The sequence below is a fragment of the Blautia sp. XA-2221 genome (assembly GCF_028767025.1).
In the GTDB taxonomy this organism is placed as follows: domain Bacteria; phylum Bacillota; class Clostridia; order Lachnospirales; family Lachnospiraceae; genus Blautia_A.
The window spans coordinates 295,825-320,063 of record NZ_JAJQXX010000002.1 but is presented as its reverse complement, the minus strand read 5'-3'; the positions used below and the strand labels follow the sequence as shown (position 1 = coordinate 320,063).

General features: G+C 43.5%; 23 protein-coding genes, 1 tRNA gene, 1 other RNA gene and 1 pseudogene. 4 read left to right on the top strand and 22 right to left on the bottom strand.

Translation table 11 applies throughout. The features are described from left to right. Window positions 1-333 precede the first annotated feature (333 nt). From LU279_RS03360 to LU279_RS03350, 3 genes are all read right to left on the bottom strand, one after another. Window positions 334-1,038 (bottom strand): CvpA family protein, encoded by a 705-nt coding sequence (locus LU279_RS03360; protein WP_274421158.1) that lies wholly within the window; start codon window positions 1,036-1,038, stop codon window positions 334-336. A gap of 16 nt (window positions 1,039-1,054) precedes the next feature. Further along, the gene (locus tag LU279_RS03355) at window positions 1,055-2,236 is read right to left on the bottom strand and encodes a DUF5711 family protein (RefSeq protein ID WP_274421157.1); all 1,182 of its coding nucleotides are present in this window, start codon (window positions 2,234-2,236) and stop codon (window positions 1,055-1,057) included. Window positions 2,237-2,417: 181 nt separating this feature from the next. After that, window positions 2,418-3,854 carry a LysM peptidoglycan-binding domain-containing protein gene (locus tag LU279_RS03350; protein WP_274421156.1) on the bottom strand — a complete coding sequence of 479 codons (1,437 nt, stop codon included), beginning with the start codon at window positions 3,852-3,854 and terminating at the stop codon, window positions 2,418-2,420. Between the two features lie 160 nt (window positions 3,855-4,014). On the opposite strand from LU279_RS03350, the gene yyaC reads away from it, so the two are divergent. Continuing rightward, window positions 4,015-4,581, top strand: coding sequence for a spore protease YyaC (gene yyaC, locus LU279_RS03345; protein WP_274421155.1), 567 nt, complete (start codon window positions 4,015-4,017; stop codon window positions 4,579-4,581). Here the strand turns inward: yyaC and LU279_RS03340 are convergent. The 8 genes from LU279_RS03340 to LU279_RS03305 all read right to left on the bottom strand — a co-directional run bounded on the left by LU279_RS03340 (window position 4,565) and on the right by LU279_RS03305 (window position 12,364). Continuing rightward, entirely contained in the window at window positions 4,565-5,503 is a 939-nt protein-coding gene (locus tag LU279_RS03340; RefSeq protein WP_274421154.1) for a transketolase family protein, read from the bottom strand. The genes yyaC and LU279_RS03340 overlap by 17 nt on opposite strands. Next, the gene (locus LU279_RS03335) at window positions 5,491-6,330 is read right to left on the bottom strand and encodes a transketolase (protein WP_274421153.1); all 840 of its coding nucleotides are present in this window, start codon (window positions 6,328-6,330) and stop codon (window positions 5,491-5,493) included. Before LU279_RS03335 ends, LU279_RS03340 begins: the two co-directional genes overlap by 13 nt. Before the next feature lie 100 nt (window positions 6,331-6,430). After that, entirely contained in the window at window positions 6,431-7,084 is a 654-nt protein-coding gene (gene fsa / locus LU279_RS03330; RefSeq protein WP_274421152.1) for a fructose-6-phosphate aldolase, read from the bottom strand. Between the two features lie 258 nt (window positions 7,085-7,342). Further along, entirely contained in the window at window positions 7,343-8,434 is a 1,092-nt protein-coding gene (locus LU279_RS03325; protein WP_274421151.1) for a LacI family DNA-binding transcriptional regulator, read from the bottom strand. A gap of 45 nt (window positions 8,435-8,479) precedes the next feature. After that, window positions 8,480-9,076, bottom strand: coding sequence for a recombination mediator RecR (gene recR, locus LU279_RS03320; RefSeq protein ID WP_022066902.1), 597 nt, complete (start codon window positions 9,074-9,076; stop codon window positions 8,480-8,482). Next, window positions 9,076-9,432 carry a YbaB/EbfC family nucleoid-associated protein gene (locus tag LU279_RS03315; RefSeq protein ID WP_022066901.1) on the bottom strand — a complete coding sequence of 119 codons (357 nt, stop codon included), beginning with the start codon at window positions 9,430-9,432 and terminating at the stop codon, window positions 9,076-9,078. Before LU279_RS03315 ends, recR begins: the two co-directional genes overlap by 1 nt. Window positions 9,433-9,555: 123 nt before the next feature. Further along, a complete protein-coding gene (dnaX, locus tag LU279_RS03310) occupies window positions 9,556-11,169 on the bottom strand; it encodes a DNA polymerase III subunit gamma/tau (protein WP_274421150.1) in 1,614 nt (537 codons plus the stop codon). A 112-nt stretch (window positions 11,170-11,281) separates the two neighbouring features. After that, the gene (locus LU279_RS03305) at window positions 11,282-12,364 is read right to left on the bottom strand and encodes a 6-phosphofructokinase (RefSeq protein WP_274421149.1); all 1,083 of its coding nucleotides are present in this window, start codon (window positions 12,362-12,364) and stop codon (window positions 11,282-11,284) included. Between the two features lie 136 nt (window positions 12,365-12,500). On the opposite strand from LU279_RS03305, the gene ffs reads away from it, so the two are divergent. Continuing rightward, an RNA gene (gene ffs, locus LU279_RS03300) (signal recognition particle sRNA large type) lies at window positions 12,501-12,762 on the top strand. A gap of 54 nt (window positions 12,763-12,816) precedes the next feature. Here ffs and LU279_RS03295 read toward each other — a convergent pair. Both LU279_RS03295 and tadA read right to left on the bottom strand, forming a co-directional pair. Beyond that, window positions 12,817-13,254 carry a GatB/YqeY domain-containing protein gene (locus LU279_RS03295; protein WP_274421148.1) on the bottom strand — a complete coding sequence of 146 codons (438 nt, stop codon included), beginning with the start codon at window positions 13,252-13,254 and terminating at the stop codon, window positions 12,817-12,819. A 146-nt stretch (window positions 13,255-13,400) separates the two neighbouring features. Beyond that, the gene (gene tadA / locus LU279_RS03290; protein ID WP_274421147.1) at window positions 13,401-13,883 is read right to left on the bottom strand and encodes a tRNA adenosine(34) deaminase TadA; all 483 of its coding nucleotides are present in this window, start codon (window positions 13,881-13,883) and stop codon (window positions 13,401-13,403) included. 193 nt (window positions 13,884-14,076) lie between these two features. On the opposite strand from tadA, the gene LU279_RS03285 reads away from it, so the two are divergent. After that, a complete protein-coding gene (locus tag LU279_RS03285; protein WP_274421146.1) occupies window positions 14,077-14,772 on the top strand; it encodes an anaerobic ribonucleoside-triphosphate reductase activating protein in 696 nt (231 codons plus the stop codon). Here the strand turns inward: LU279_RS03285 and LU279_RS03280 are convergent. The 3 genes and pseudogenes from LU279_RS03280 to LU279_RS03270 form a co-directional block, all read right to left on the bottom strand. Next, window positions 14,746-16,101 (bottom strand): hypothetical protein, encoded by a 1,356-nt coding sequence (locus LU279_RS03280; RefSeq protein WP_274421145.1) that lies wholly within the window; start codon window positions 16,099-16,101, stop codon window positions 14,746-14,748. The genes LU279_RS03285 and LU279_RS03280 overlap by 27 nt on opposite strands. A gap of 160 nt (window positions 16,102-16,261) precedes the next feature. Continuing rightward, a pseudogene (locus tag LU279_RS03275) lies at window positions 16,262-16,381 on the bottom strand (ABC transporter ATP-binding protein); the annotation flags it as partial. Window positions 16,382-16,647: 266 nt separating this feature from the next. After that, window positions 16,648-16,721 (bottom strand) — tRNA-Pro (locus tag LU279_RS03270). 231 nt (window positions 16,722-16,952) lie between these two features. Between LU279_RS03270 and pduB the strand changes: the two genes are divergently transcribed. Continuing rightward, window positions 16,953-17,666 (top strand): microcompartment protein PduB, encoded by a 714-nt coding sequence (gene pduB / locus LU279_RS03265; RefSeq protein WP_274421144.1) that lies wholly within the window; start codon window positions 16,953-16,955, stop codon window positions 17,664-17,666. 101 nt (window positions 17,667-17,767) lie between these two features. Here the strand turns inward: pduB and LU279_RS03260 are convergent, their stop codons facing one another. The 6 genes from LU279_RS03260 to LU279_RS03235 all read right to left on the bottom strand — a co-directional run bounded on the left by LU279_RS03260 (window position 17,768) and on the right by LU279_RS03235 (window position 24,120). After that, window positions 17,768-18,469 carry a response regulator gene (locus tag LU279_RS03260; protein ID WP_274421143.1) on the bottom strand — a complete coding sequence of 234 codons (702 nt, stop codon included), beginning with the start codon at window positions 18,467-18,469 and terminating at the stop codon, window positions 17,768-17,770. Then, window positions 18,462-21,092: a sensor histidine kinase KdpD gene (locus LU279_RS03255; RefSeq protein ID WP_274421169.1), complete on the bottom strand. Its 2,631-nt coding sequence runs from the start codon at window positions 21,090-21,092 to the stop codon at window positions 18,462-18,464. The genes LU279_RS03260 and LU279_RS03255 overlap by 8 nt, the downstream gene beginning before the upstream one ends. A 158-nt stretch (window positions 21,093-21,250) precedes the next feature. After that, the gene (locus tag LU279_RS03250; RefSeq protein WP_274421142.1) at window positions 21,251-21,754 is read right to left on the bottom strand and encodes a LysR family transcriptional regulator substrate-binding protein; all 504 of its coding nucleotides are present in this window, start codon (window positions 21,752-21,754) and stop codon (window positions 21,251-21,253) included. Window positions 21,755-21,803: 49 nt separating this feature from the next. Further along, entirely contained in the window at window positions 21,804-22,451 is a 648-nt protein-coding gene (locus LU279_RS03245; protein ID WP_274421168.1) for a potassium channel family protein, read from the bottom strand. 21 nt (window positions 22,452-22,472) lie between these two features. Next, complete coding sequence (locus LU279_RS03240) at window positions 22,473-23,813, bottom strand: TrkH family potassium uptake protein (RefSeq protein ID WP_274421141.1); 1,341 nt, start codon at window positions 23,811-23,813, stop codon at window positions 22,473-22,475. A 118-nt stretch (window positions 23,814-23,931) separates the two neighbouring features. Then, window positions 23,932-24,120: a hypothetical protein gene (locus tag LU279_RS03235; RefSeq protein WP_274421140.1), complete on the bottom strand. Its 189-nt coding sequence runs from the start codon at window positions 24,118-24,120 to the stop codon at window positions 23,932-23,934. Window positions 24,121-24,239 lie beyond the last annotated feature (119 nt).

Here is a 24,239-nt window from a genome sequence, read left to right as displayed (position 1 = left end):
TCAAGGTTCTTTGTTTTCTGTCTCTCAGACAGCTCATTTACTTTATCACATCTCTTTTTGTTTGTCAAGAACTTTTTCAAGTTTTTTCCAAACTTTTTTGATGTTCTTTTAAGCAGTTCGCTCTCTCGTTGACAGCTTGTTTACTTTACCACATCTTCAAGCGGTTGTCAACATTTTTTTTAACTTTTTATTTTTCTTTAAATCAGAAAAAATAAAAGCCCGCTTCTTTTTTGAAGCGGACTTTAGTATAGCATCCATGTTCTTTTTAGTCAAGCACTTTTTTATATTTTGTAAATAACTTCGACCTCATAACACAAAATTTACTTTTTCAGCTCACATCCCATAAAAAATGCTCATAAAAACATTTACAAAAATATCATATTCATACAGCACGCTGAGAAAGGCATCCTTCTCAATAAGCGCAAGAGCCTGTTTTCCAATGGATGTGCTGCACAAAATCGTCATTACAAGAAAAGCGATCCACACAAACAGCACGCCTTTCACCACTCCTACAACTCCTCCTGCCAGCTTGTTTGCACTTTTCAGTACAGGAAGACCGGCAAGAAGATTTAACACCCAGGTACCAAGGCGCAGGATTACCGATGCCAACAGATAAGAAACAAAAAAAGAAAGTCCATTTACAATCATCCTTGCCAGGGCTTCTGATATGTATTCCCCAAAAGAATCAACTGCAAGGTAGGTATATACCTCTGCGGTATTATTTGACTCAAGACCTTTCTGCAAAAGTTCTGGCAATTCCAGTCCCTGGATAAAACCTTTCTGCTCATCAGCTCCCGGCGATGCCAGTTCCTGTTTTTTCTGAGATTCCACAAAACTCTGACAGCTTTCCTGTATTTTTTCATACACAGGCGTATTTTCCATAAAAAACTCATTGACATAAGGATTGATCGCCCATGACACTGCAAGAGCCAGAAATACAAAAAAGAAGGATACAATTTCTCTGATAAATCCTCTCCTGAACCCTTTATAAGCCGTCAGAAAAAGGATACCTGCCACTGCTATTCCCAACCAGGTCAATGCTATTCCCCCTCCTTTAACTGAATTTGATCACATTAACCCCGCTGTCAAGCACCAGCAGATAACGATTCCATCCGATTTTTATAAAATTATTGATACTTCCGTCTACTGTGCCACTGTATTTTTCTACACCTCTGCTGTTCATCACACAAATCTGCGAATCATTATAAAGCAGAATATTTCCTCCGCTGATTTTTATAGTGGTATACGGAATATTAAAATCCTTTGTAAACCGAAGGCTTCCATTAACAGAATACACCTTCATGGTATACTGCTTGTCTTTATTTCCGTTTTTAAACACCATGCCTATGGTATCGTCATCACAGAACGTACTTACAATTTCTTTGTCCACCTTTTCTGTAGCACTTTCCTTTGGGATCTGCCGTCCTTTATATACGGTAAATCCGTCTTCCCGAAGCGCCACAGACTGTTCTGTGTCAAAATATCTGATTTCCGGAATCACCACTCCCTCATATGTATAACCGCTTACAATTCTGTCATCTTCATTTTGTCCTACATCGCCAAAATTATAAAAAGCTACATAACTGGTCGTATCACTTCCATCTATAAACTGATATGTCACCATCATGATCTCGCCATTATCCGAAACCGCCACATCCATTGGATATCCGGGATCTTCCACATGAGTCTGATTCTCTGCTATCAGACTTCCATCCGAATCATAATAATTGATCCATGTGGAATCCCCTCCATCCAATATAGCTGCAACAAGACCATTGGACGATATCCTTGCTTTGACAATGCTATATGACGTTGTAACACTTCCCACTTCTCCGTCTTTGTCAAAAATCTCCATGGAGGTTCCGTCAACATCAGCGATCACTGCCCAGTCCCCTCTGATATCAGCCACAGGATTCTGCATTTCATACAGCGTACTCCAGTAAGCATCCATTTCACTGTTTACAAGAGCCGCTCCATCCGGACTGTATCTCAGGATTTTTCCTGACATCACTTCATACTTTGTGGAAACAATATCCTCCTGTTCACTTGTCTGAATAATATCATAAGTGCGATAGCTTCTCTTTTCTATAAAAAACACAACTCCCACTGCCACTGCCGCCACTACAGCCACAGTAAAAGCTGTCTTTTTCATTGCTGCAATTTTATGCATGGAAAGCTGTCTTCTATATTCTTCTTCACTTCCCACATCCCTGGACAGTTTCCCATTCTGGGCCATTATTTTGGCTCTCTTTCGTTTTTTTCTCCATTTTTGAAATATATTGGACATACTAAACCTTGCCTTTCGGGTTCTCTCTCTGTTCTTTTTACTGACATATGAGAAGTTTCTCCGTTACTGTTCAATCCGTTCACAATAACGTCTTTTCGCTCTTCTCATATGTCACATTATAGCAAAATTCTCAGGGCAATACAATTATTTGTCCGGGATAAATAGTGTCGCTTTCTGACATATTGTTCATGCGGCATATTTCCGCAACCGTTTCCATGCTTCCATATTTTTCCATACTGATCTGATACAAAGTATCTCCGGGACGTATAATGTATGTCTTTCCGCTGGCCGACGTTTCCTCTGACCGGACATTATTTTCATTCCCTGTTGTTTTTTCTGAATCTGTATTCCCGGCAGTATCCCTGGACTCACGAACTCTTCTTTCCGCCTTTCTCATATCTGATTCCTCTCTGTAAATTGCCCGATCCTCATCTGACAGTTCAGACTGAACATTTTCATTGGAGGTTTTCGCTTCTGTTTCAACGGTTTCCGAAGACGCTGCTTCCCGCTCATCTTTTTTCGGTTCTGACTGATTCCCGGAATTTTTTTCTTTTATCTCATTTTTTCTCGCAGAAAAATCTTCTATTTTCCCTGTGTTTTCTCCTGATTTTTTACCGTGATCTGTTTCTTTCCCACCAGCTTCTGTCCTTTCTGTCCTATCCGATGGGTTCTCCATTTTCTCTTTTATTTCTTCCGGAAATTCTGTATCTTCCGCTTCAATCACAGAAGCTGCCATTTCCGCCTTTGCATCTGCCTGCTGCAAAGACTGATAATTCTGATAAAACTTCATTCCTGCTGCCACAACAGCCAATGCAAGACAGGCTGTAGCTGCATATGAAAAAACAGAGGTCCGTTCTTCCGTATCCTCCGTCTGTTTTTCCTCTGCACTCTTCTTTTTTTGTATGATTCTCCGAAATGCTTTTACCGCTTCATCCGGAACCTCTTCCTGCCTGTCCTTTGTTCCTTCCGGATTTTTTTCCAGCATATACGACTGCATTTGCGGATTCTTTTCATAGTAAAGATAATATCCGCTCTGCTTTACAAGGAAGCTGTTTTCATACCGAAAAAACACCTCTTCCCGCTCCGCCGGATCCATCAGCATCAGAACCTTTTCCCCTCCGCCAAAGTGTTTCAGGTGTACCCGTTTTAAAAGTTCTGTGGCCTCCAGAGGCATTGATTTCTGAGAAAAGAACCAGCCCACGATCTCCTGTCCCTCAAAATATTTTTCTGTTTGCTCCTGTATTTTTTTCCACATTTTTTCTGTGAACTCAATATGCTCCGCTGAAATATCCTCCGCTTCCACATCCAGCGCCCCTTTAATGAACATATAGGTGATTCCTGAAGCCCACTTTGTTTCCCCGGTCAGAACCGCCAGACATTTTTTCTCTTCCCCGTTTATGTCCCCTGCCCCGGCAGCTCTTCCAAGAAAAGTGTATACATAATCTTCCATGTAAATCCGGTAATCCTCGCCGGCCTGACCTATCTGACGTATATTCTTTGGCACAGAAAATATACTCTCATTGCCCTTTGCTTCCTGTTTCTCATCTTTATAGATGACTTCTATCATGATATATCACCCCTTCGGGTACAAGAATAGCATATAAAAAATGCGGATTTTAGCATAATGTAAGATGCCTGTATCATAATTTAACGACATATTCCGCACATGCATAATTTGTTCCGCAGGCGGATACAATAAATCAGGACAAACACTGCGAGGAAAATTTATGACCTTTTATATTGACACAAATAAAACCGGAGCCGCCAGAGAAATCTCTTCTCTTCTTAAAAACTGCATCCTTCACCACGAAAAAAGCTGGAAAGAGCTTGTTTTTCTGTGTATCGGCACCGACCGTCTCACCGGAGACTGCCTTGGTCCCTATGTGGGACAACAGCTTCTCTGCAATGTATCTGAAAAAATTCATGTATATGGAACTCTTTCTCATCCGGTACATGCTCTGAACCTTACCAGCGCAAGCCAGGATATCTGCTGCAGCCATCCGGAAGCTCTTGTGATCGCAATTGACGCTTCTCTGGGACAGAAAAAGCACCTGGGCTACGTGACCATCGGAGACGGCGCGCTTTACCCAGGTGCTGCGGTCCGGAAAGAACTGCCCCCGGTAGGGGACATTCATGTAACCGGAATTGTAAATACAGCCGGATTACTGGAGCAGCTTACACTCCAGACAACCCGGCTGTCTACAGTCATTCATCTGGCTGACAAGATCACTCAGGGAATCCTGGCCACGATCCCATCTGCCATGCACGAATCATATTTTATACAAAAGCTTTAATCTGTTTATAGATGCCCTCTCCATCCAGACCGTATTTCTCAAGAAGAGCAACAGCCGGACCGGACTCACCGTATACGTCATTGATACCAATGCGCTTAACCGGAACCGGAGCTTTTTCGGACAGACATTCGCAAACTGCACCGCCAAGTCCGCCGATTACAGAATGTTCCTCAACTGTAACCACTTTTCCGGTTTCTTTTGCCGCTTCAACGATCAGCTCCTCATCAAGAGGCTTGATCGTATGGATATTGATAACTTTTGCTTCAATTCCATCTGCTGCCAGTTTCTCTGCCGCTTCCAGTGATGCAGCAACACAGAGACCATTTGCAACGATCGTCAGGTCTTTTCCTTCACGGAGTACGATACCCTTGCCAAGCTCAAATTTATAATCCGGTCTGTCATTGATCACCGGAACCGCAAGACGGCCAAAACGCATATACATCGGGCCCACATGCTCATAGGCAGCCTTTACCATAGCTCTTGCCTCAATGTCATCAGACGGAGAAGCAACAACCATTCCCGGAATACTTCTCATCAGGGCAAAATCCTCACAGCACTGATGAGTCGCACCATCCTCACCTACGGAAATTCCGCCGTGAGTTGCGCCGATCTTTACATTCAGTTTCGGATAACCTACAGAGTTGCGCACCTGCTCAAATGCACGTCCAGCTGCAAACATGGCGAAAGTGCTGACAAAAGGAACTTTTCCTGTAGAAGCAAGTCCCGCTCCGATACCTACCATATTGCACTCTGCGATACCACAGTCAATATGACGCTCCGGAAATTCTTTTTTGAACATTGCAGTCTGAGTAGCAGCAGCAAGGTCAGCATCCAGAACAACAAGATCCTCATGTTCTTTTCCAAGTTCCACCAGAGCAGCGCCGTAGCTTGCTCTTGTAGCGATTTTCTTTACATCTGACATAATGCTTCACCTGCCTTTTCCAAATCTTCCATTGCCTGAGCGTACTCGTCATCATTAGGAGCTTTTCCATGCCATCCAGCCTGGTTCTCCATGAAAGAAACTCCTTTGCCTTTCACTGTTTTCATGATAATTGCAACCGGCATTCCCTTTACAGTTCTTGCCTCATCAAAAGCTGCTTTCAGCTGATCCATATCGTTTCCGTCTTCCACATTGATCACATGGAAATTAAATGCTTCAAACTTCTTGTCAATCGGGTACGGAGAACATACATCATCTACCTTACCGTCAATCTGAAGTCCATTGTTGTCAACGATCACAACAAGATTGTCCAGTTTTCTGTGACCTGCAAACATGGCAGCTTCCCATACCTGGCCTTCCTGGATCTCGCCGTCTCCAAGAAGAGTATATACTCTGTAGGAATCATTGCTTAATTTTGCAGAAAGAGCCATTCCCACTGCTGCAGAAATTCCCTGTCCAAGAGATCCGCTTGACATATCAACACCCGGAATATGCTTCATATCCGGATGTCCCTGAAGATAGGAACCAAGGTGACGGAGAGTTTTCAGATCTTCCTTCGGGAAGTACCCTCTCTCAGCCAGTACAGAATACAGACCCGGAGCTGTATGCCCTTTTGAAAGGACAAAACGGTCACGATCTGCTTTTTTAGGATCCTTCGGGTCAATGTTCATTTCTTCAAAATACAGATATGTAAATAAATCTGCTGCTGAAAGTGATCCGCCCGGATGGCCGGCTTTTGCAGCATGGACTGCTGTAACGATGTCTTTGCGGACTTCGTTTGCAATCTTCTGAAGTTCTAATTTGTTCATGTTGGTCTGTCTCCTTTAATTTTATAACACCATACATGTTACATCATACTATATCTACAACTTACATTCAACAGGGAAGTTCAATTCACCGGGTTCTCTGTTAATCCCCAAAAACAGCTCTGTAATCTTTCTGGAATTTTTCAATTCCCGCATCTGTCAGAGGATGATGAAGCATCTGTTCCAGGACTTTATACGGAACCGTGGCAATATCAGCCCCTGCAAGCGCGCACTCTGTCACATGTACAGGATGGCGTACGCTTGCACAGATAATCTCTGTATCAAGGCCTGCAACTTCAAACATCTGAACGATCTGACGGATAAGCTCCAGTCCGTCTGTGGAAATATCATCCAGTCTTCCAAGGAACGGAGAAACATAAGTTGCTCCGGCTCTGGCTGCCAGAAGTGCCTGATTTGCAGTAAAGATCAGGGTTACGTTTGTTTTGATCCCCTCTTTTGAAAGAACCTTAACAGCCTTCAGTCCTTCCCCTGTCATAGGAATCTTCACCACCATATTCGGATGGATTTTTGCAATTTCCCGTCCTTCAGCGATCATTCCCTCAGCATCTGTGGTAGTAGCCTTTACCTCTCCGCTGATGGGTCCGTCTACGATGGATGTGATCTCTTTTATGACCTCATTAAAATCTCTTCCCTCTTTTGCGATCAGAGACGGATTTGTGGTAACACCACAGATAATCCCCATATCATTTGCCTTACGGATATCCTCTACATTTGCTGTGTCAATAAAAAATTTCATTCTTTTTCCCTCCTGAGTTCTATCGTCAGTTTTACCGACGGATCACGTTCTTTATGGCTTCATTATAGCAAAAACTCCCAAAGGGTCAAGATAAGTCATTTTTATTAATAAATTTTATATTAATAATTTTGTGTTTTATTAATAGTCTTTGAGGATATTAACCTCTTTTACAAAAAGGCAGATGCGAAAATCCCTTTTCTTCTATTGTACTGAACTAATCATAAAAATAATTATTAATAATATTTTTTTAAAAGATATTTATTTTTTTACTCTGGCATATGCTGTGGTTTTTCGGGCGATCAGCTTGGGTGTATATTCAATATTATACAGACTGGTAGGCTGAAGTCCTGTATAAAACTGATCATTGGTAGTAATTTTCCGGATAATAATATCACAGGCATCTCTGCCTTTCAGAGCCACAAAATGCTCTATGGTAGTAAGAGACAGCCTGCTGATCCCTGAATAAAAAATATTATCGCAGCCGATCACAGATACCTCTTTCGGTACATGGATCCTGGATTTTTCCAGTGCATCGATAGCTCCAATGGCCATCATATCATTCTGCCCTGCAATGGCAGTAAAATATTTCTTCTCTTTGAGCAGTTCCATAGTCAGCTGGTATCCCATGGTATATTCTGAATCCATCCTTGGAAGAGTGCGATCCACAGACTCATCTGCTGCCTTGATCAGCACGTGGTCTTTCAGTCCTTCTTTCTCAAACTCTTTTACAAAACCATCTATCCTTCTGGAACGCTGCCACTGCCGTTTAGTCAGGGGAGGCGTAATAAACGCAACATCCCTGTGTCCCAGATCCAGAAGATGACGGGCCATCAGCCTGCCAACCATCGTATTATCCTGATTAATGGCATCCACAGTTGTTGTTTTCTCTTTATTACTGATAATAACAAGAGGAATCTCTCTGGCCATTTCCTCTACCTTTTTCTGAAAATCCGGGTGTGGATTGCAGGTATAAATAATTCCCTGCGGCTGTACCGTTCGGATCATACGGAGATATTTTTCTTCCAGACCGGCATCTCTCTGTGTGTTACAGATAAAAACACCATATCCCTTCTCATTTGCCACAGCTTCGATCCCCTGAAGCAGCAGCACATAGTAAGGGCTGGTAAGTGTGGGACAAAACACCACGATCAGCTTTTCTTTTCTGCTGTCTGCTGTTTTTCTCCTTCCCGGAAGCTCATAGCCCAGTTCTCTGGCAGCCTGCTGTACCCGCTCCACGGTTTCTGCTGAAAAAGACACATTATTTCTGCGATTCAGGATCATGGAAACCGTTGCCTGAGAAACCCCTGCTCTTTCCGCTACCTGAGAAGAAGTTATTTTCTTTTTTGCCACTGATTCTTCACTCTTTCTCTGCAGATATCCCTGCGCAGCTCCGGATCAGAGTTCTACTCTTCCCTCCAGAGCGCGCAAAAGCGTCACTTCGTCAATATATTCCAGATCGCCGCCTACCGGAACCCCGCTGGCGATCCGGCTGACCTTAATGCCGGTAGGCTTGATCAGTTTGCTGATATACATTGCCGTAGTCTCCCCCTCAAGGCTTGAATTTGTGGCAATGATCACTTCCTTTACATCCTTCTGGAGTCTCTGCATCAGCTCCTTCAGGCGAATATCATCCGGTCCGATACCAAGCATAGGCGAAATCGCCCCGTGAAGTACATGGTAAACACCATCGTACTTGCCTGTTTTTTCGTAAGCTGCCAGATCTCTTGTATTTTCCACAACCATGATCGTTGTTGGATCTCTGCGTGGATTACTGCAGATAGGGCAAAGCTCCTGGTCTGTCAGTGTACAGCAGTTTTTACAGTAACGAACTTTCTCCCTGGCTCCTGTAATGGAAGAGGTAAGCTGCTCCACCTGATCTTTCGGCATATTCATAATATGAAAGGCAAGTCTCTGAGCAGATTTTGCCCCGATTCCCGGAAGATGCGAAAGCTGCTCGATCAGCTTATTAATGTGTGTACTGTAATATTCCATCAGAAAGGAAGACCTCCGCCCAGGCCGCCAAGACCTCCGGTAAGTTTTGACATTACAGCGCTGGATTCCTCATCCACTTTGCGAAGAGCTTCATTTGTAGCTGCTACGATCAGATCTTCCAGCATTTCAATATCATCCGGGTCTACCACTTCCTCAGAAAGTGTTACCTTTTTGATCTCACGCTTACCGGAAATAGTTACCTCTACAGCTCCTCCGCCTGCTGCCGCAGTGAATTCCTTTTCTTCCAGAGCTTTCTGGTTTTCTTCCATCTGACGCTGCATTTTCTGTGCCTGCTTCATTAAATTATTCATATTTCCCGGCATTCCCATGCCTGGAAAACCTCCACGTTTTGCCATGTTTATATCCTCCTGATTTTTATTACAAAAATATCTACTACGCTCTCTACTATATTTTATTGTTCCCACTGTGTCAATATGTTTGCGGTGTGGAAACCACAGCCATACAGCCTTGCGCTGTGACTATTCGCCGGAAAATCCTCCCGGTTCCTCCTCAATGATCACATCCATATGAATGTTTTCCCTGATTGCCTGGTCTACCGTAATTCTTGAAAGGTTGGTCTGCTGATGATCCTCAGCCACCAGCATATGAAGCTCCACACTTTTTCCGGTCTGACGCTCAATAATCTCTTTTAGCTCCCGGCAGGCATCAGAATCATCCGGATAATTTCTTCCCAGAGGAGTCTGAAATTCTACATACAGAACAGGTTCCCCTGTTTCGCCATTATACTTTGGTATGGATTTCAGAAGAGCCTGCTTAAAGGCAGCCGTAGTCTGTCCCACGATCACCTTCCAGCCTGCCACGATCTTCTGCAAATCTTCCGGAGCCGCTTTCTGTGGTTTTTTCTCTTCCGGAGCCGCGCTCTGATGCGCCTCTCCTGTATTGCCCGCAGACTGCTGAACGATCACCTGCTGCACAGGAGCCTCGTCCATTCTCTGCTCCAGAACACGGATACGGTCCAGAACAGAATCAAGATTTGTTTCCATGGCAGGGCGACAGAGTTTGATCAGCGCGATCTCCACCAGAACTCTTTTTTGCGTGGCAAAGCGGATCTGATTGGAAAGCTCTGAAAAAATTCGGATATACCGCATAAGAGTATCCACATCTGTCATTTCACTTTCTTCTTTCAGAAGCTTCAGATTTTCTGAGGACACATCAATGGCATCCTCAGGGTTTTCCGAAGTTTTTACCAGAAGAAGATTACGCATGTACCAGGTAAAATCTCCCACAAACTGGCTCAGCTCCCGTCCGCCTGTAATCAGATCCTCCAGAATATGAATGGAGCCTGTCACATCTCCGGAAAGCACTTTCCTGAGAAGCTGGCTGAACACCTCTGTATCCACTGCTCCCAGAACTTCCAGAACCTTATCATAAGTTAATGTCTGTCCGAGATAAAAAGCAATACACTGGTCCAGAAGGCTGAGCGCATCTCGCATAGAGCCGTCTCCTGCCTTTGCCACATAACGCACAGCTTTTTCCTCCGCCTCAACGCCTTCTGCTTCCAGAAGCTCTGTCAGACGGGCCGCAATCGTATCAATAGTGATCCTGTGAAAATCATACCGCTGACATCTGGAAAGTATGGTAATAGGAATCTTGTGGGCTTCTGTTGTGGCAAGAATAAAAATCACATAGGAAGGCGGCTCCTCAAGGGTTTTCAGCAAAGCGTTAAACGCTCCTGTGGAAAGCATGTGAACCTCGTCAATAATGTAAACCTTATAGTTTCCCTCTGTCGGACGATAGGTTACCTCCTCACGAATCTCACGGATATTGTCCACACCATTGTTGGAAGCGGCATCGATCTCGATCACATTCATGGATGTTCCGGCCTGGATCGCCCTGCACATTTCACACTCGTTACAGGGACTTCCGTTTACCGGATTCTGACAGTTGACTGCCTTTGCAAGTATCTTTGCCACTGTTGTTTTACCGGTTCCCCTTGTTCCGCAAAACAGATAGGCATGACCGATACGGTTCGCCTTGATCTGGTTTGTCAGGGTTGTCACAATATGATCCTGCCCTTTTACATCATCAAAATTATCGGGCCTGAATTTACGGTACAGGGCAGTATAGCTCATAAGTCATTCTCCTCTCCTTATACCCAGGGGCATGAAAAGGATGCCGCAGAATACCTCAGTACAGTCTGCAGCACCCTTTATTGTTATCCTGTATATTTACTGCGCCGGCCGGTCAGTCGCCAAAGCTGATTCCTATCTGTTTGGCAGCCTTAACCGTCTGATCTTTCGGTGAAACCATTTTCAGCTTGCCCGCACATTCCTCCAGCGGAACACGCTTGATCTTGCCGTTTACCATGCCGATCATAATTCCATATTCCTCATCCAGAATGGCTTCTGCTGCGCCGGCTCCGATCCTTGTGGAAAGAACACGGTCATAAGGACAGGGCTGTCCGCCTCTCTGAATGTGTCCCGGAACAGTCACACGGACTTCACTTCCAATTTCTTTAAAGATCTCATCTGCAATCTCGTAGGAAACAGACGGATACTTCTTTGCTCTGGCTTCCAGTTTTTCTTTATATTTCTTTTTGGGCAGTTTGGCGTCTTCCCTGGAAATAGCTCCCTCGGCAACTGCAAGGATGGTAAACCTCTTGCCTGCTTTATTTCTTTTCTGAATGGCTTCTGTTACTTTCTTAATATCATATGGGATCTCCGGAATCAGAATAATATCTGCTCCGCCCGCCAGTCCTGCATGAAGAGTCAGGCTTCCAACTTTGTGTCCCATAATCTCCACAATAAACACCCGGCCATGAGAAGTCGCTGTTGTGTGAATACAGTCAATGGCATTGGTCGCAACCTCCACAGCACTCTGAAAGCCAAAGGTCATGTCTGTGCCAAAAATATCATTGTCAATGGTCTTTGGAAGATGAATAACATTCAGCCCCTCTTCTCTCAGAAGATTTGCTGTTTTCTGTGTCCCGTTTCCTCCCAGGATCACCAGACAGTCAAGACACAGTTTGTAGTAAGTCTGTTTCATTGCTTCCACCTTGTCCAGTCCCTTTTCATCCGGAACTCTCATCAGTTTAAAAGGCTGGCGTGAGGTTCCCAGAATGGTGCCTCCCTGTGTAAGGATCCCGGAAAAATCCTTTGCGGTCAGCATGCGGTATTTCCCGTAGATCAGGCCTTTATATCCATCGTCAAATCCATAAACTTCCAGATCATCCACAGCATTGGACAGCGCCTTTACAACACCCCTCATGGTAGCGTTTAATGCCTGGCAGTCTCCGCCGCTTGTCAGCAATCCAATTCTTTTAATCATAATTGACACACCCCGCTTCTTTTTGTAATTATGTTGTTACTGTTCACCCCGTTCCCAGTAACCTGACAGTTCTTTATCATTATATAATATCCGGGCCCCACTTGACAAGACTCCAAAAATCGTCTATACTTAAATTCCGCGCAGCCGGGGAGTTAGCGGTGCCCTGTACCTGCAATCCGCTACAGCAGGGGTGATGCCAATCTGAGGCTTGTATTTTGCAGAGCTGCCCTTTATAAGCGGCGCTGACGTCCGGGTCTCACGCAACAGGAATCCGCGAACCGTGTCAGGGCAGGAATGCAGCAGCACTAAGCGGACACTCTTGTGTGCCGTGAGGGTGCCTGGGCCGAGTTGGCTGTAAAGGTAACGTCTGTGAGTACATTTCGAGGTGCGGCGCGCGTAAAAAATGAATGTTTTAAGGAGTTCCATGCAGATTGCAGGAACTCCTTTTTCTTTTACTGGCAAATAGATGCCACCACTTTATTGATCAGCTTTCCGTCAGCTTTTCCCTTCAGATCGCCCATTACCGCTTTCATGATCTGGCCTTTGTTTTTTGTTGCAAGAACCTCTGCAAATTTATCTTCCAGATATGCGCGGATTTCTTCCTCGCTCATCTGCTGAGGCGCATATTTTGCAATGATATCATATCTTGCCTGATACTCTGCACGAAGATCCTCTCTGTTTTCCGGACAGGTATCCAGCTGCTCTTTTACTGTTTTCAGTTCCTTGAGGATAACACGATCCACCAGTTCCTCCGAAATATCATCCCGGCATCCCTCGTCGATCGCTACCTTTTTTGCTGCTGCGATCAAAGAAGAAACCGCCTCTTTGGTCACCTTATCTTTTGCTTTCATAGCTGCTACCATGTCTTTTCTTAAAGTTTCTAACTGCATGATATATTCCTCCTTAAATCTTATATTATTTGTTAGCTTTTCCCTGATTTATTCATGCTCCTGAAACAGAGCTGCAATCATTCAGCCTTTCCTTTGTCTTCATTATCAGACTTTTATAAAAAAATTTATTAAGCCCGAAAACTGCTTCAGACTTTTGCTTCTTTTCTGAGTTTTTTCTCCCGACGCAGCTCCCGAAAAAATTCCGAAAGCATGGAAGAACATTCCTCCTCCAGGATTCCTTTTGTAATTTTTACTTTATGGTTAAAGCCTTCCACTTCCAGAAGGTTCAGAACCGATCCGGCGCAGCCGGCTTTCGGATTCATGCTTCCGATCACAACCTCATCGATTCTTGACTGCACAAGAGCTCCCGCGCACATCTGGCACGGTTCCAGCGTCACATACATGGTACACCCCTCAAGTCTCCAGTCCCCAAGCTTTTTGCTTGCTTTTCTGATAGCGTTCAGTTCCGCATGAGAAAGAGTATTTTTATCTGTATTTCTTCGATTGTATCCTCTGGCAATGATCTTTCCCTCTGACACAATGACACATCCGATAGGAACTTCCTTCAGAGCCCAGGCTTTTTTTGCCTGTCGGATGGCTTCTTTCATAAAACGTTCTTCTTCTGTCACTTAAGCCTCTCCTCTCCTGGTTAATGATAGAGCAAAATACATTGCAAAATCATTCTGTGAGAATAATAAGATGTCTTTCTTTTTCTGTGTTTATTATAGTAAATGGCCATTGCAAAATCAATGTGAAAAATCTAAAATAAAAGAACAAGTTCTTCTTATTGTTCGTTACATATTTCAGGATTGGAGGTTCTTTATGAAAATATACGGTTTAAATAAAACAACCCTTCTTGACTATCCCGGTCGGGTGGCCGCCACCATTTTTCTGGGGGGATGTAATTTCCGCTGTCCCTTCTGCCAGAACAGCAGCCTGGTACTGAACCCTTCCTCGCAGCCGGAGCTTTCTGTAGAAGAAGTTCTGTCCTTTTTAAAAAAACGTCAGGGCATACTGGAGGGAGTATGTGTCACCGGCGGAGAACCCACTCTTTCTCCTGATCTCCCTGAATTTCTGGAAGAAATCCGAGCTCTTGGATATCCCATAAAACTGGACACCAACGGTACCCGGCCCGATCTTCTAAAAACTCTTTCCCAAAAGGGACTGATCCAGATGACTGCCGTAGATATTAAGGCCTGTCCTGATAATTATCCTTCACTTTGCGGACTCCTTCATCCTGACCTTGATGCCATTAAAGAAACGGTTGATTTTCTCATAAACGGAACCCTGGACTACGAATTTCGGACAACCGTAGTAAAAGAGCTTCATTCCGAACAGGATTTTATTATAATCGGAAAATGGCTTTCCGGAGCAAAAGCCTATTATCTCCAGGCATACAGAGACTCTGAAGAAGTTCTGCAGCCTGGATTCAGCAGCTACTCTCAAAAAGAGCTGGAGCATTTTCGTCAGATTCTGTTGCAGACCATTCCTTTAGTAGAACTTCGGGGAATTGATTAAACGATACCAGTATCCGCCTCTGCTTTTAGGAAGCTGAATCTGCCTGCTTTCTTTAAAATACGGAAAGCCAAACATATTTGCCATAAATCGTTCCTGTTGGTCATAACCTCCCGGCACTCCCAGTATGTAATGCCCGGAACAGTTCTTTCCTATCAGTAAATGGCCGAAATTATAAAATCCATACTGCAGAAAACGATTATTCCGAAGCCCACATTCTCCAGGATGAAAATGACAGAGATCTGCCGGCTGTATTTTACGGCAGTCAAAGATTTCCCCATCACCAAACGCATCAATCGGATCTCCGAAAGAAAGAGGCTTCTCTTTTACTCCGGACATTCCCTGATTGCAGGCAGGCACCGCCTGAGATGTCAGATACTCTGCTCCCGGCTTTTCTGAAGTATGCGCTTCCTTTTCTGCCTCTGTTTTTTGCGGATGTCTTTCTGACGGAATATGCTGCCTCTCTGCCTCCATCACATCCTGCTTTAAATCATTCTCTGAGCTTCCCGAATTTTGTTCTCTCAATTTATTTTTCTGCATTTCCCCTGTAGCTTTTTTCTCTGTATTCTCAAGTGTCTGACAGATATTCTTTTCCAAATTCACAAGGTTCACGCAGGTATTCTTTTCTTCTGATTGTGCTTTCTGTTGTCCTTCTACAATTTCCGTTTCTGAATCCACATCTTTCAGACCAGCATTTTTCTCTTCCCTCTTACTTTCCTGTACTTCTTCTGTCACAGCTTCCGGATTATGCATTTTCTGACAGCTATGATTGGATTCCACTGGATTTTTCTGCATTTCCCCCTCTGATTTTGTTTCCGCAAAAATATGCTCATCCTCAGATTTCATTTCTTCAGGGGACTCTTCTGATGTTCCGCTGTGCATGGTACTATTTTGCGGATTCATTTCTTTGTCTTCTCTTTTATCCCCTATGCCCTCTGCCTTTACTCTGCGGAAATTTTCCGGACGGATCGGTTTATCATCCCATTCCGTTCCAAAAAACGCCCCGTTTTCCGTAAGCAGGATCATTCCCCCCATGTTCTCCAAAGTCATTGTACTTCCGCCCATATGTTCCCGTTCCGTTTCCAGAACACAGTCCGCCCTGCTTTCTTCAGTTATGCAGGATCCCAGCAATACTCCATCCAGCAGCCCTGTTTTTCTCGTAAATCCAAATATTTCACACTTTACCCTGGGAGTAAGTCCCGGACAAAGAATGTGCGCCTCCATTCTGCATATCTGCTCTTTTGCCTCCACTCGGATAAACCCACAGTTTCTTCCTTTTTTTCCTTTTTGGTACTCATATACATATGCGACAAAACGCCGATATCCACTCAAAGGATTTCCTCCTGGCATATCATTTCATTAATGTATATGTATCTTATATAAAAAAAGACCCCCTTATCTTTTCCAAGTCACACACTGTTTTTCTGGGGATACAGAAACTTCTAGACAGCCCGCAGAACAAAAAACAGAGTTACAACTCCAACAGATACTTTCCTGCCTTTGCAACAAACTCGCCTTTTTCTACTGAAATACTGACATCATCCACGGCTTTTACCAGGCTGTCGCCCTGACCATAATATTTTTTCAGATGTTTTGTCTCTAATATTTTCATAAAAAACATCTCCCTTCGCTATGTTGAGTTTATCATAACAAAGGGAGATTACAATCTGGTAACAATATAAAGTTTTAATAGCTGTTTTTCAGAATCGCACTGTAAAAGTTTTGTACATAATACGAAAATCAAATATTTCAGGGATATTCATGGAGTGGGATTTTTCAGGTAAAAAGAAGGTTTTAATGTAACACGAACATATTTTCTCACACTGTTTCAGCAAAAAGAAAAAGAATCCCTTGAACAAAGGATTCTTCATCATTTAGTCGAAGCGACAGGATTTGAACCTGCGGCCTCTGCGTCCCGAACGCAGCGCTCTACCAAACTGAGCCACGCTTCGATTTCTTTAATTGTCAGCCACAACTCGCGACTGCAAAAATTATTATATTCATTTCCATGCCATTTGTCAACACTTTTTTTAAAAAACTTCAAAAAACCTGTAAAAAAATTCCCAAAATCATATTTCTTATTTTTAAAGGCATAAAAACGCTCTCAAATACAGCAAAATCCATTGAAATCCCACAGCTTTTAAGCTAAAATTAAAATCACAATACCAAAAGGGGATTTTTTTATGAATGTAAAAGACATCAGTACACACTGCACACGTACAGAATTTGTCGGAACCACAGTTCTTGATACCATCGGACTTGTGATCTCCGGCGTTGACGATACACTTCTTCCAAAAATGAACATCGGAACAAAGTATCACACTCTTGGACTGTTCAGCTCCCGGACAGGAGCTGCCGGACAGCTCACTGCCATTGATGATGCGGTCAAGGCTACTAACACAGAGGTTCTTTCCATTGAGCTTCCCAGAGATACCAAAGGCTGGGGCGGTCATGGAAACTATATTGTACTTGGCGGAAATGATGTTTCTGATGTGCGTCACGCAGTTCAATTGGCTCTGGAGCTTACAAAAAAATATGCCGGTGAACTTTATATCAGTGAATCCGGTCACCTGGAATTCGCCTATTCTGCAAGCGCAGGTCCTGCTCTTCAGAAAGCTTTTCACGCAGCGCCGGGCGAGGCCTTTGGTTTTATGGCCGGATCTCCTGCTGCTATCGGACTTGTCATGGCAGACACTGCCATGAAGGCATCCTCTGTAAAAATCGCCAGCTATATGACACCGGATATGGGAACCGCTCATTCCAACGAGGTTATTCTTGCTCTTTCCGGCGATGCAGGCGCTACAAAAGAAGCCGTCCTTAACGCCCGCCAAATTGGTCTGGAACTGCTGATTGCCATGGGCAGTTATCCTGAAATCCCAGGTACACCTTACCTGTAAATCAAATTCCCGGAAACAAGAGATTCAACTGTAATATCCGTAAATATTAAAAACCCGGTTTCCCTGAAAGCTGAACTGTCAGCAGGGCACCGGGGTTTGTTTTATTCTGTTTTTATCATACGATAACCTACACCAATATGGGTCTGGATATATTGTGGAGAATCCGGACCTTTTTCTATTTTTTTTCGGAGTGTTGCCATAAATACACGGAGAGAGGCAACGTCATTTTCCCAGTTGCTTCCCCAGATATTCTGAGTGATAAAAGTATGAGTCAGAACTTTCCCTACATTTCTGGAAAGGAGGCAAAGAAGCTTGTATTCAATGGGAGTCAGATGAAGCTCTTCATCGTCCAGATATGCACAGCCTGCAGCGTAATCAATACGCAGGGCTCCATTTACAAAAACAGAAGCTTCTGCAGGTGAATCATTTTTGATCATGGCCAGACGTCTCTGTACAACACGAAGTCTTGCAAGAAGCTCTTCTACAGAAAAAGGCTTAGTCAGGTAATCGTCAGCTCCTGCATCCAGCGCATCAATTTTATCCGTATCTTCACTGCGGGCACTGATAACAATAATTGGCATATTAGACCAGGAACGGATCCTCCGGATCACTTCCACTCCGTCAATATCAGGCAGACCGAGATCCAGAAGAACGATATCCGGATTGTGGGAGGACGCTTCAAGAATGGCAGTTTCTCCGTTTCCGGCTACCAGATAACGATAGTCATGGGTTTTCAGTGTAGTTGTGATCAGATTTTTTACGGAAGAATCATCTTCCACTACTAAGATCAACGGTTTATTCATGTAACTGTACCTCCTCAGCTGGTAATGTAAAAGTAAACACTGTTCCATGTGGGACATTGTCAGAAACACTGATAGATCCTCCATGTGCATTTATAATAGACTTGCACAGGGAAAGTCCAAGTCCCAGACTTCTCCGGCTGTCTACTACCCGGTTCGAACCTGTATAGAACATATCAAATATTTGCTTTTTGTTTTCATCAGGAATACCCGGACCATCGTCTGATACAGAAATGACAGCCCAGTTGTCTTTCCGGAAAGTGGAAACCTGGATCTCCGATCCCCAGGGAGTATACTTAATTGCATTATCCACCAGATTTATAATAACCTGAACAATCAGTTTGGCATCCATTTTTGCCAGAAGCAGATCGTCCTGATGCTTTACTGTAATGTGATGTTCCGCAGAAAGTCTGTTTACATGACGGAGAGCTTCTGTAACCACCTCGTCTGTCAGTTCTGCGGAAATACGAAGATTCAGTCTGCCCTCTTCCAGCCGGGTAACAGACAGAAGATTTTCCACAAGGTTGATCAGCCACATCGAATCATCATAAATATCCTGATACAAGGTCATTTTTGTATTTTCATCAAAAGAGCTGCTGTTTGACAGAAGATTGCTGGCATTTCCGGAAATAGACGTCAGCGGAGTACGCAGGTCATGAGAGATTGTGCGAAGAAGATTCGCTCTCAGCTGTTCGTTCTTTGCCAGAATAGCTGCTTCTTCTTTTTCATGGGCATTTTTTTCGTTTTCCATAGCAAGAGCACATTCCCCAAGTATGGAAAGAAGAATATTGTTTTCTGAGGCATCCAGAGGCTGCTTTCCGGCTGCAATGCCTACAACTCCGTAAACAGAATCATTTACACGGATTGCCAGATAAAGACATTTTGCGTTGGAAAGTGTCTGAGTAGTGGCGCCTGCATGGCGGTTGTTTTTAAATACCCATTCAGCCACTGCGCTTTCGTTTCTTGTAAGATAATCAGAAGCAGTATCTTCATCACTGGCAAAAAATGTCATGGGCGCAGCCAGGGCATTTTTTTCCGCAGGATAGATCACAATATCTCTGTTCAAAAGTTTAGTAAGCTGATGAGCAGTAGACGTCAGAATTGCATCGCGGTCTGTTGCCTGCTGAAGTATCTGACTGGTATCAAACAAAATCTTTGTACGGAAAGCTGCACGGGCAGACTGTTTCGCAATGGTTTTCATTCGTGTGGTAAGAGTTCCTGTCAGAAAAGCTGAGATAAACATTACCACAAAAGTAACGGGATAACCTCTGCCATATGCCATAAGCGTAAATTTGGGATCTGTAAACAGAAAATTAAACACAAGCACACTGACAATTGAGGTGATCAGGCTGTATACCCGGTTTACGGTTACAATGGAAGTTACCAGTACCGCAAGTACATATATAGTAATAATATTGGCCTCATCAAAGCCAAGCTGCTGGAAAAGGTAACCCAGGCAACTGGCTGCCGACAGGATAAAAATACTTTTTAAAATGTCGGATGCCGAAAAAATAATATGATTTTTCCGTTTGCGGACCATTTTATTCCGGTCCGGTGTCTGGTCTGGAATAATATGCACATCCATATTAGGGGCATTTGTAATAAGCCGTTCTGTAAGGGAAGCTTTTCCAAACAGATGCCTGCCTGTCACCGTACTTCTTCCGATTACAATCTTGGAAACTCCGGATAACTTTGCAAATTCTGCAATCTGAAGGGGAACATCATCTCCGTAAACAGTTTCTATGGTTGCGCCAAGCTGCTGCGCAAGATAAATATTAGAACGCAGCCGCTGTCTGTCCTCTTCCGTCATAGAAGAAAACTGTGAGGTTTCCACAAACAGCGCGGTAAAGGTTCCACGGAAAGCATTTGCCATTCTTGCTGCTGTCCGGATGATCTTTGCATTGGACGGAGAAGAAGAAAGGCAGACCAGGATGTGTTCATCTGTATAATAGTCGCTTTTATTTCTGATACGGGCAGCCTCAGTTCTTTTGTTTACCCGGTCCGCACATCTTCTGAGCGCAAGCTCTCTCAGCGCAGTCAGTTTTTCCAAAGTAAAACTAAAGCTGTCTCCCTCAGAGGCATCTGACCTGTTTTCAGAAGCCAACCGTTCAAGAAGTTCCTGAGGTTCAATATCCACAAGTTTTACCTGATCCGCATTGTCAAAAACCGAATCCGGAATCCTTTCAAGGATCCTGTTTCCGGTAATTGCTGTCACCATATCATTAAGACTTTCAATATTTTCTACGTTGGCAGTGGTATAGACATCAATGCCGGCTTTTAAAAGCTCATAAATATCCTGATACCGCTTATGATGCCGGCAGCCGTCTGCGTTTGTGTGCGCAAGTTCATCTATAAGAATAAGTCCGGGTTTTGCTTTTATGGCTTCATCAAGATCAAACTCTTCCACAGGAGTACCATTATGTTTGGAATGGAGAGACGGAAGAAGCTTCAGACCATTCAGCCGCGCCCTAGTCTGAGGATGGGCATTTGGCTTAATATAACCTACCGCAACATCTGTCCCATGCTTTTTTTCCATATGGGCAGCATCCAGCATTGCATATGTTTTTCCCACTCCTGCCGCATAGCTGAAAAAAATCTTCAGATGCCCTCTTTCCGTAGAGGACATCTGATCGGATACTGACGGCAGGATATCTGCGCTCTGATTTTGTTTTTCCACACTATCACTCCTCGTTATTTGATACAGGCATTATAACGTATCTGACAGAATCCTGCTGAAAAATATGTTGGACACAGGTATTTTTATGTAAAGCCCATGAGCAGCAGCTATTTTTCCAGGTATCCTGATTTCAGCAACCGGATAAATAATTCCGCTTCCTGAGAAATGCAGTCTTTTTTCCACAAAGCATTCACAAAAAATTTCTGACGATTCAGAGGCATAACAGGAAGTCCCATAGGCTCACATGCAAGAATGTTTTCATCCATGAGAAAAAGAAAAGAACCAAGACTCTGATCAGGCTCTGTATTTACATCCGCCCGTATCAGACCAAGATCGATCTTTCCTTCATCCAGCTGTTTCTGGATATCCTTTGCAGAGCCGTAAAAAAGACTCAGCTCGCAGCCGGGAGCCTGATGTAAAAACCTTTCCAGAAGGTCATTTAAAAGGGAAATTTCTTCTGTATGTTCAAAGGCAATGGAAAGCGTTAAGGGGCTGTTGGAACTGATTACAGTCCGGCTGCTGTCGCCAAAGAAAATATCCATTTTTTTCAGTAAGAGAAAGCACAGGGCAAAAACAACAGCTACTGCGCCAATCAGAATCAGCTCTTTCATATAATCATCCCTTCATGTTACATACATATTTACAGAAGTTTTATTCCAATCAGATATGGAAACACTTCTGAATATCCCTGATGTTTCCAAGAACAAGCATGGTATTGTTTTCCGGAACCGGGGTGTCTGATTTAATATTCATATTCATGACTCCCCTGTGCTTAAATGCCATAATATTGATGTTATGCTTATTTCGGATATCAAGCTGTCCGACAGTTCTTCCCACCCAGTTTTCCGGAACAGAAATTTCAAAAATAGCATGTTCATCATCAAGTTCCACATAATCCAGAATATGATCTGCACTGTAACGGATCGCAGCCCATTCAGCCATCTGTTTTTCCGGATAAATAACTTCATCAGCACCATTTTTCAGAAGAAATTTGGCATGGACATCTCTGGCAGCTCTGGAAACAACACATTTTGCTCCCAGTTCACTGAGCAGAGAAGTGGTTTCCAGAGAGCTCTGGAAATTATCACCAATAGCAACAATACATACATCAAAATTCCTTACTCCAAGAGATTCCATAAAACCTTCTTTTGTGGCATCGCCAATCTGTGCATTTGTCACATAAGGAAGAATGGCATCTACTCTTTCTTCATTTCTGTCAATAGCCATTACCTGATGATTAAGCTCATCCAACTTCATTGCAATATGTCGTCCAAATCTTCCAAGTCCTATCAGTAAAATTGATTTCATCATAACAATTATCTCCTTTTATTAACCTACTGTAATTTTTTCCTGAGGATATCTGGATCCAAAGGAATTTCTTTCTGAAAGTGCGGCAAAAATAAGTGTCAAACCACCAACCCTGCCAAAGAACATAAGCAGGATCAGGATCAGCCTTGAAACCATCCCAAGAGTCGGAGTCAGTCCAAGGGACAGACCAACCGTACCAATCGCAGAGCTTGTTTCAAACAGAGCAGAAATCAGCGGAACATTGTCAATATAGCTGATTATCATACCGCCTCCAAGAAACAGGACCAGATACATCAGCATAATGGTCGCAGCATTTTTGATCACACTGTCCGGCACACGTCTGCGGAAAAAGTGAGCAGATTCATTTTTACGGAACACGGACAAAGCTGACGAAAACAGAACTGCGATAGTAGTTGTTTTCATACCGCCGGCTGTGGAGCCGGGAGAACCACCGATCAGCATCAGAATGATCATTACCATCAGTCCGGTTTCTGTAAGCAAGGTGAGATCTGCCGTATTAAATCCCGCTGTTCTTGGCGTTACTGACTGAAACAGAGAAGTCAGCATCCTTTCGCCCAGAGGTAATCCGGAAAATTCACAGAAAAAGAAGTAAACTGCAGGAACTGTGATCAGAATGGCAGTAACCGTAAGAATCACTTTACTCTGCATATTATATTTTTTAAAATGTAATTTATTTTTTTTGATATCCGCCCAGGTAACAAAACCTACGCCGCCTGTTACGATCAAAGCCATGATCGTAAAGTTTACAATAGGATTGGAGGCATAGGAGGTCAGAGAAGAAAACGGTTCTCTGACACCGAACAGGTCAAATCCGGCATTACAGAAAGCAGATACAGCGTGGAACAGAGAGTACCACAATCCCTTCAGAATGCCGAAGTCTTTACAGAATACAGGCATCAGAAGCGCTGCTCCGATCAGTTCTATAAAAATACTGGTTTTCAGAATAAACTTGGTAAGACGTACAATACCGCCTACCTGGTGAGCAGAGATCGCCTCCTGCATAGTGCTTCTCTGCATCAGACCAATTTTACGGCCTGAAGCAACCGCAATGGCAACCGCAATCGTCACAACACCCATACCACCAATCTGGATCAGCGTCAGAATGATCGCCTGACCAAATTCAGACCAGTAGGTTGCAGTATCATGAATAATAAGTCCTGTTACGCAAACTGCCGATGTGGCAGTAAAAAGGCTGTCTGCAAAGGATGCGCCATTTCCGTCCCGTGTGGAAAGCGGAAGCATCAGAAGCAGGCTGCCAAAAAGTATTACAGAGAAAAATCCCAGGATGATCACCTGAAAAGAAGTAAAATGTCGATGTTTTCGGTTTCCTGTATGATTCATTGCGGCGATTGCCTCCCTTTATCTCGTCTTTATATTGTCTTAATCATATCTTAATTCGTATTAAGTATGTATAAATAAGAATTTGATAATATTAAGATTGTATAAAGACAAAAGGGCGTTATCCGAGGAACAATGTAACCGGTAGTGTAACCAGAAGCGTAAGAAGAGATACAGCTGCCAGAATAAAAACGGGAAGTCCTATAAACATAGCCAGAACAGCCGCATGAGGATGACGAAAAGCAAATCTCTCTGCACGGCTGTCAAATTTATACTCTAATTTGTGTATGGATTTCAAAATACTGGACATAATCATTTCTCCATTCTTATTTTATAGTAAGGAATCTGTTTTCAGACTCTCTTCTGTTCTGAAATTATGGTAACACGAAAAAAATTAAGATGGGAAAAATGCATAGTCCTGTGAGATAA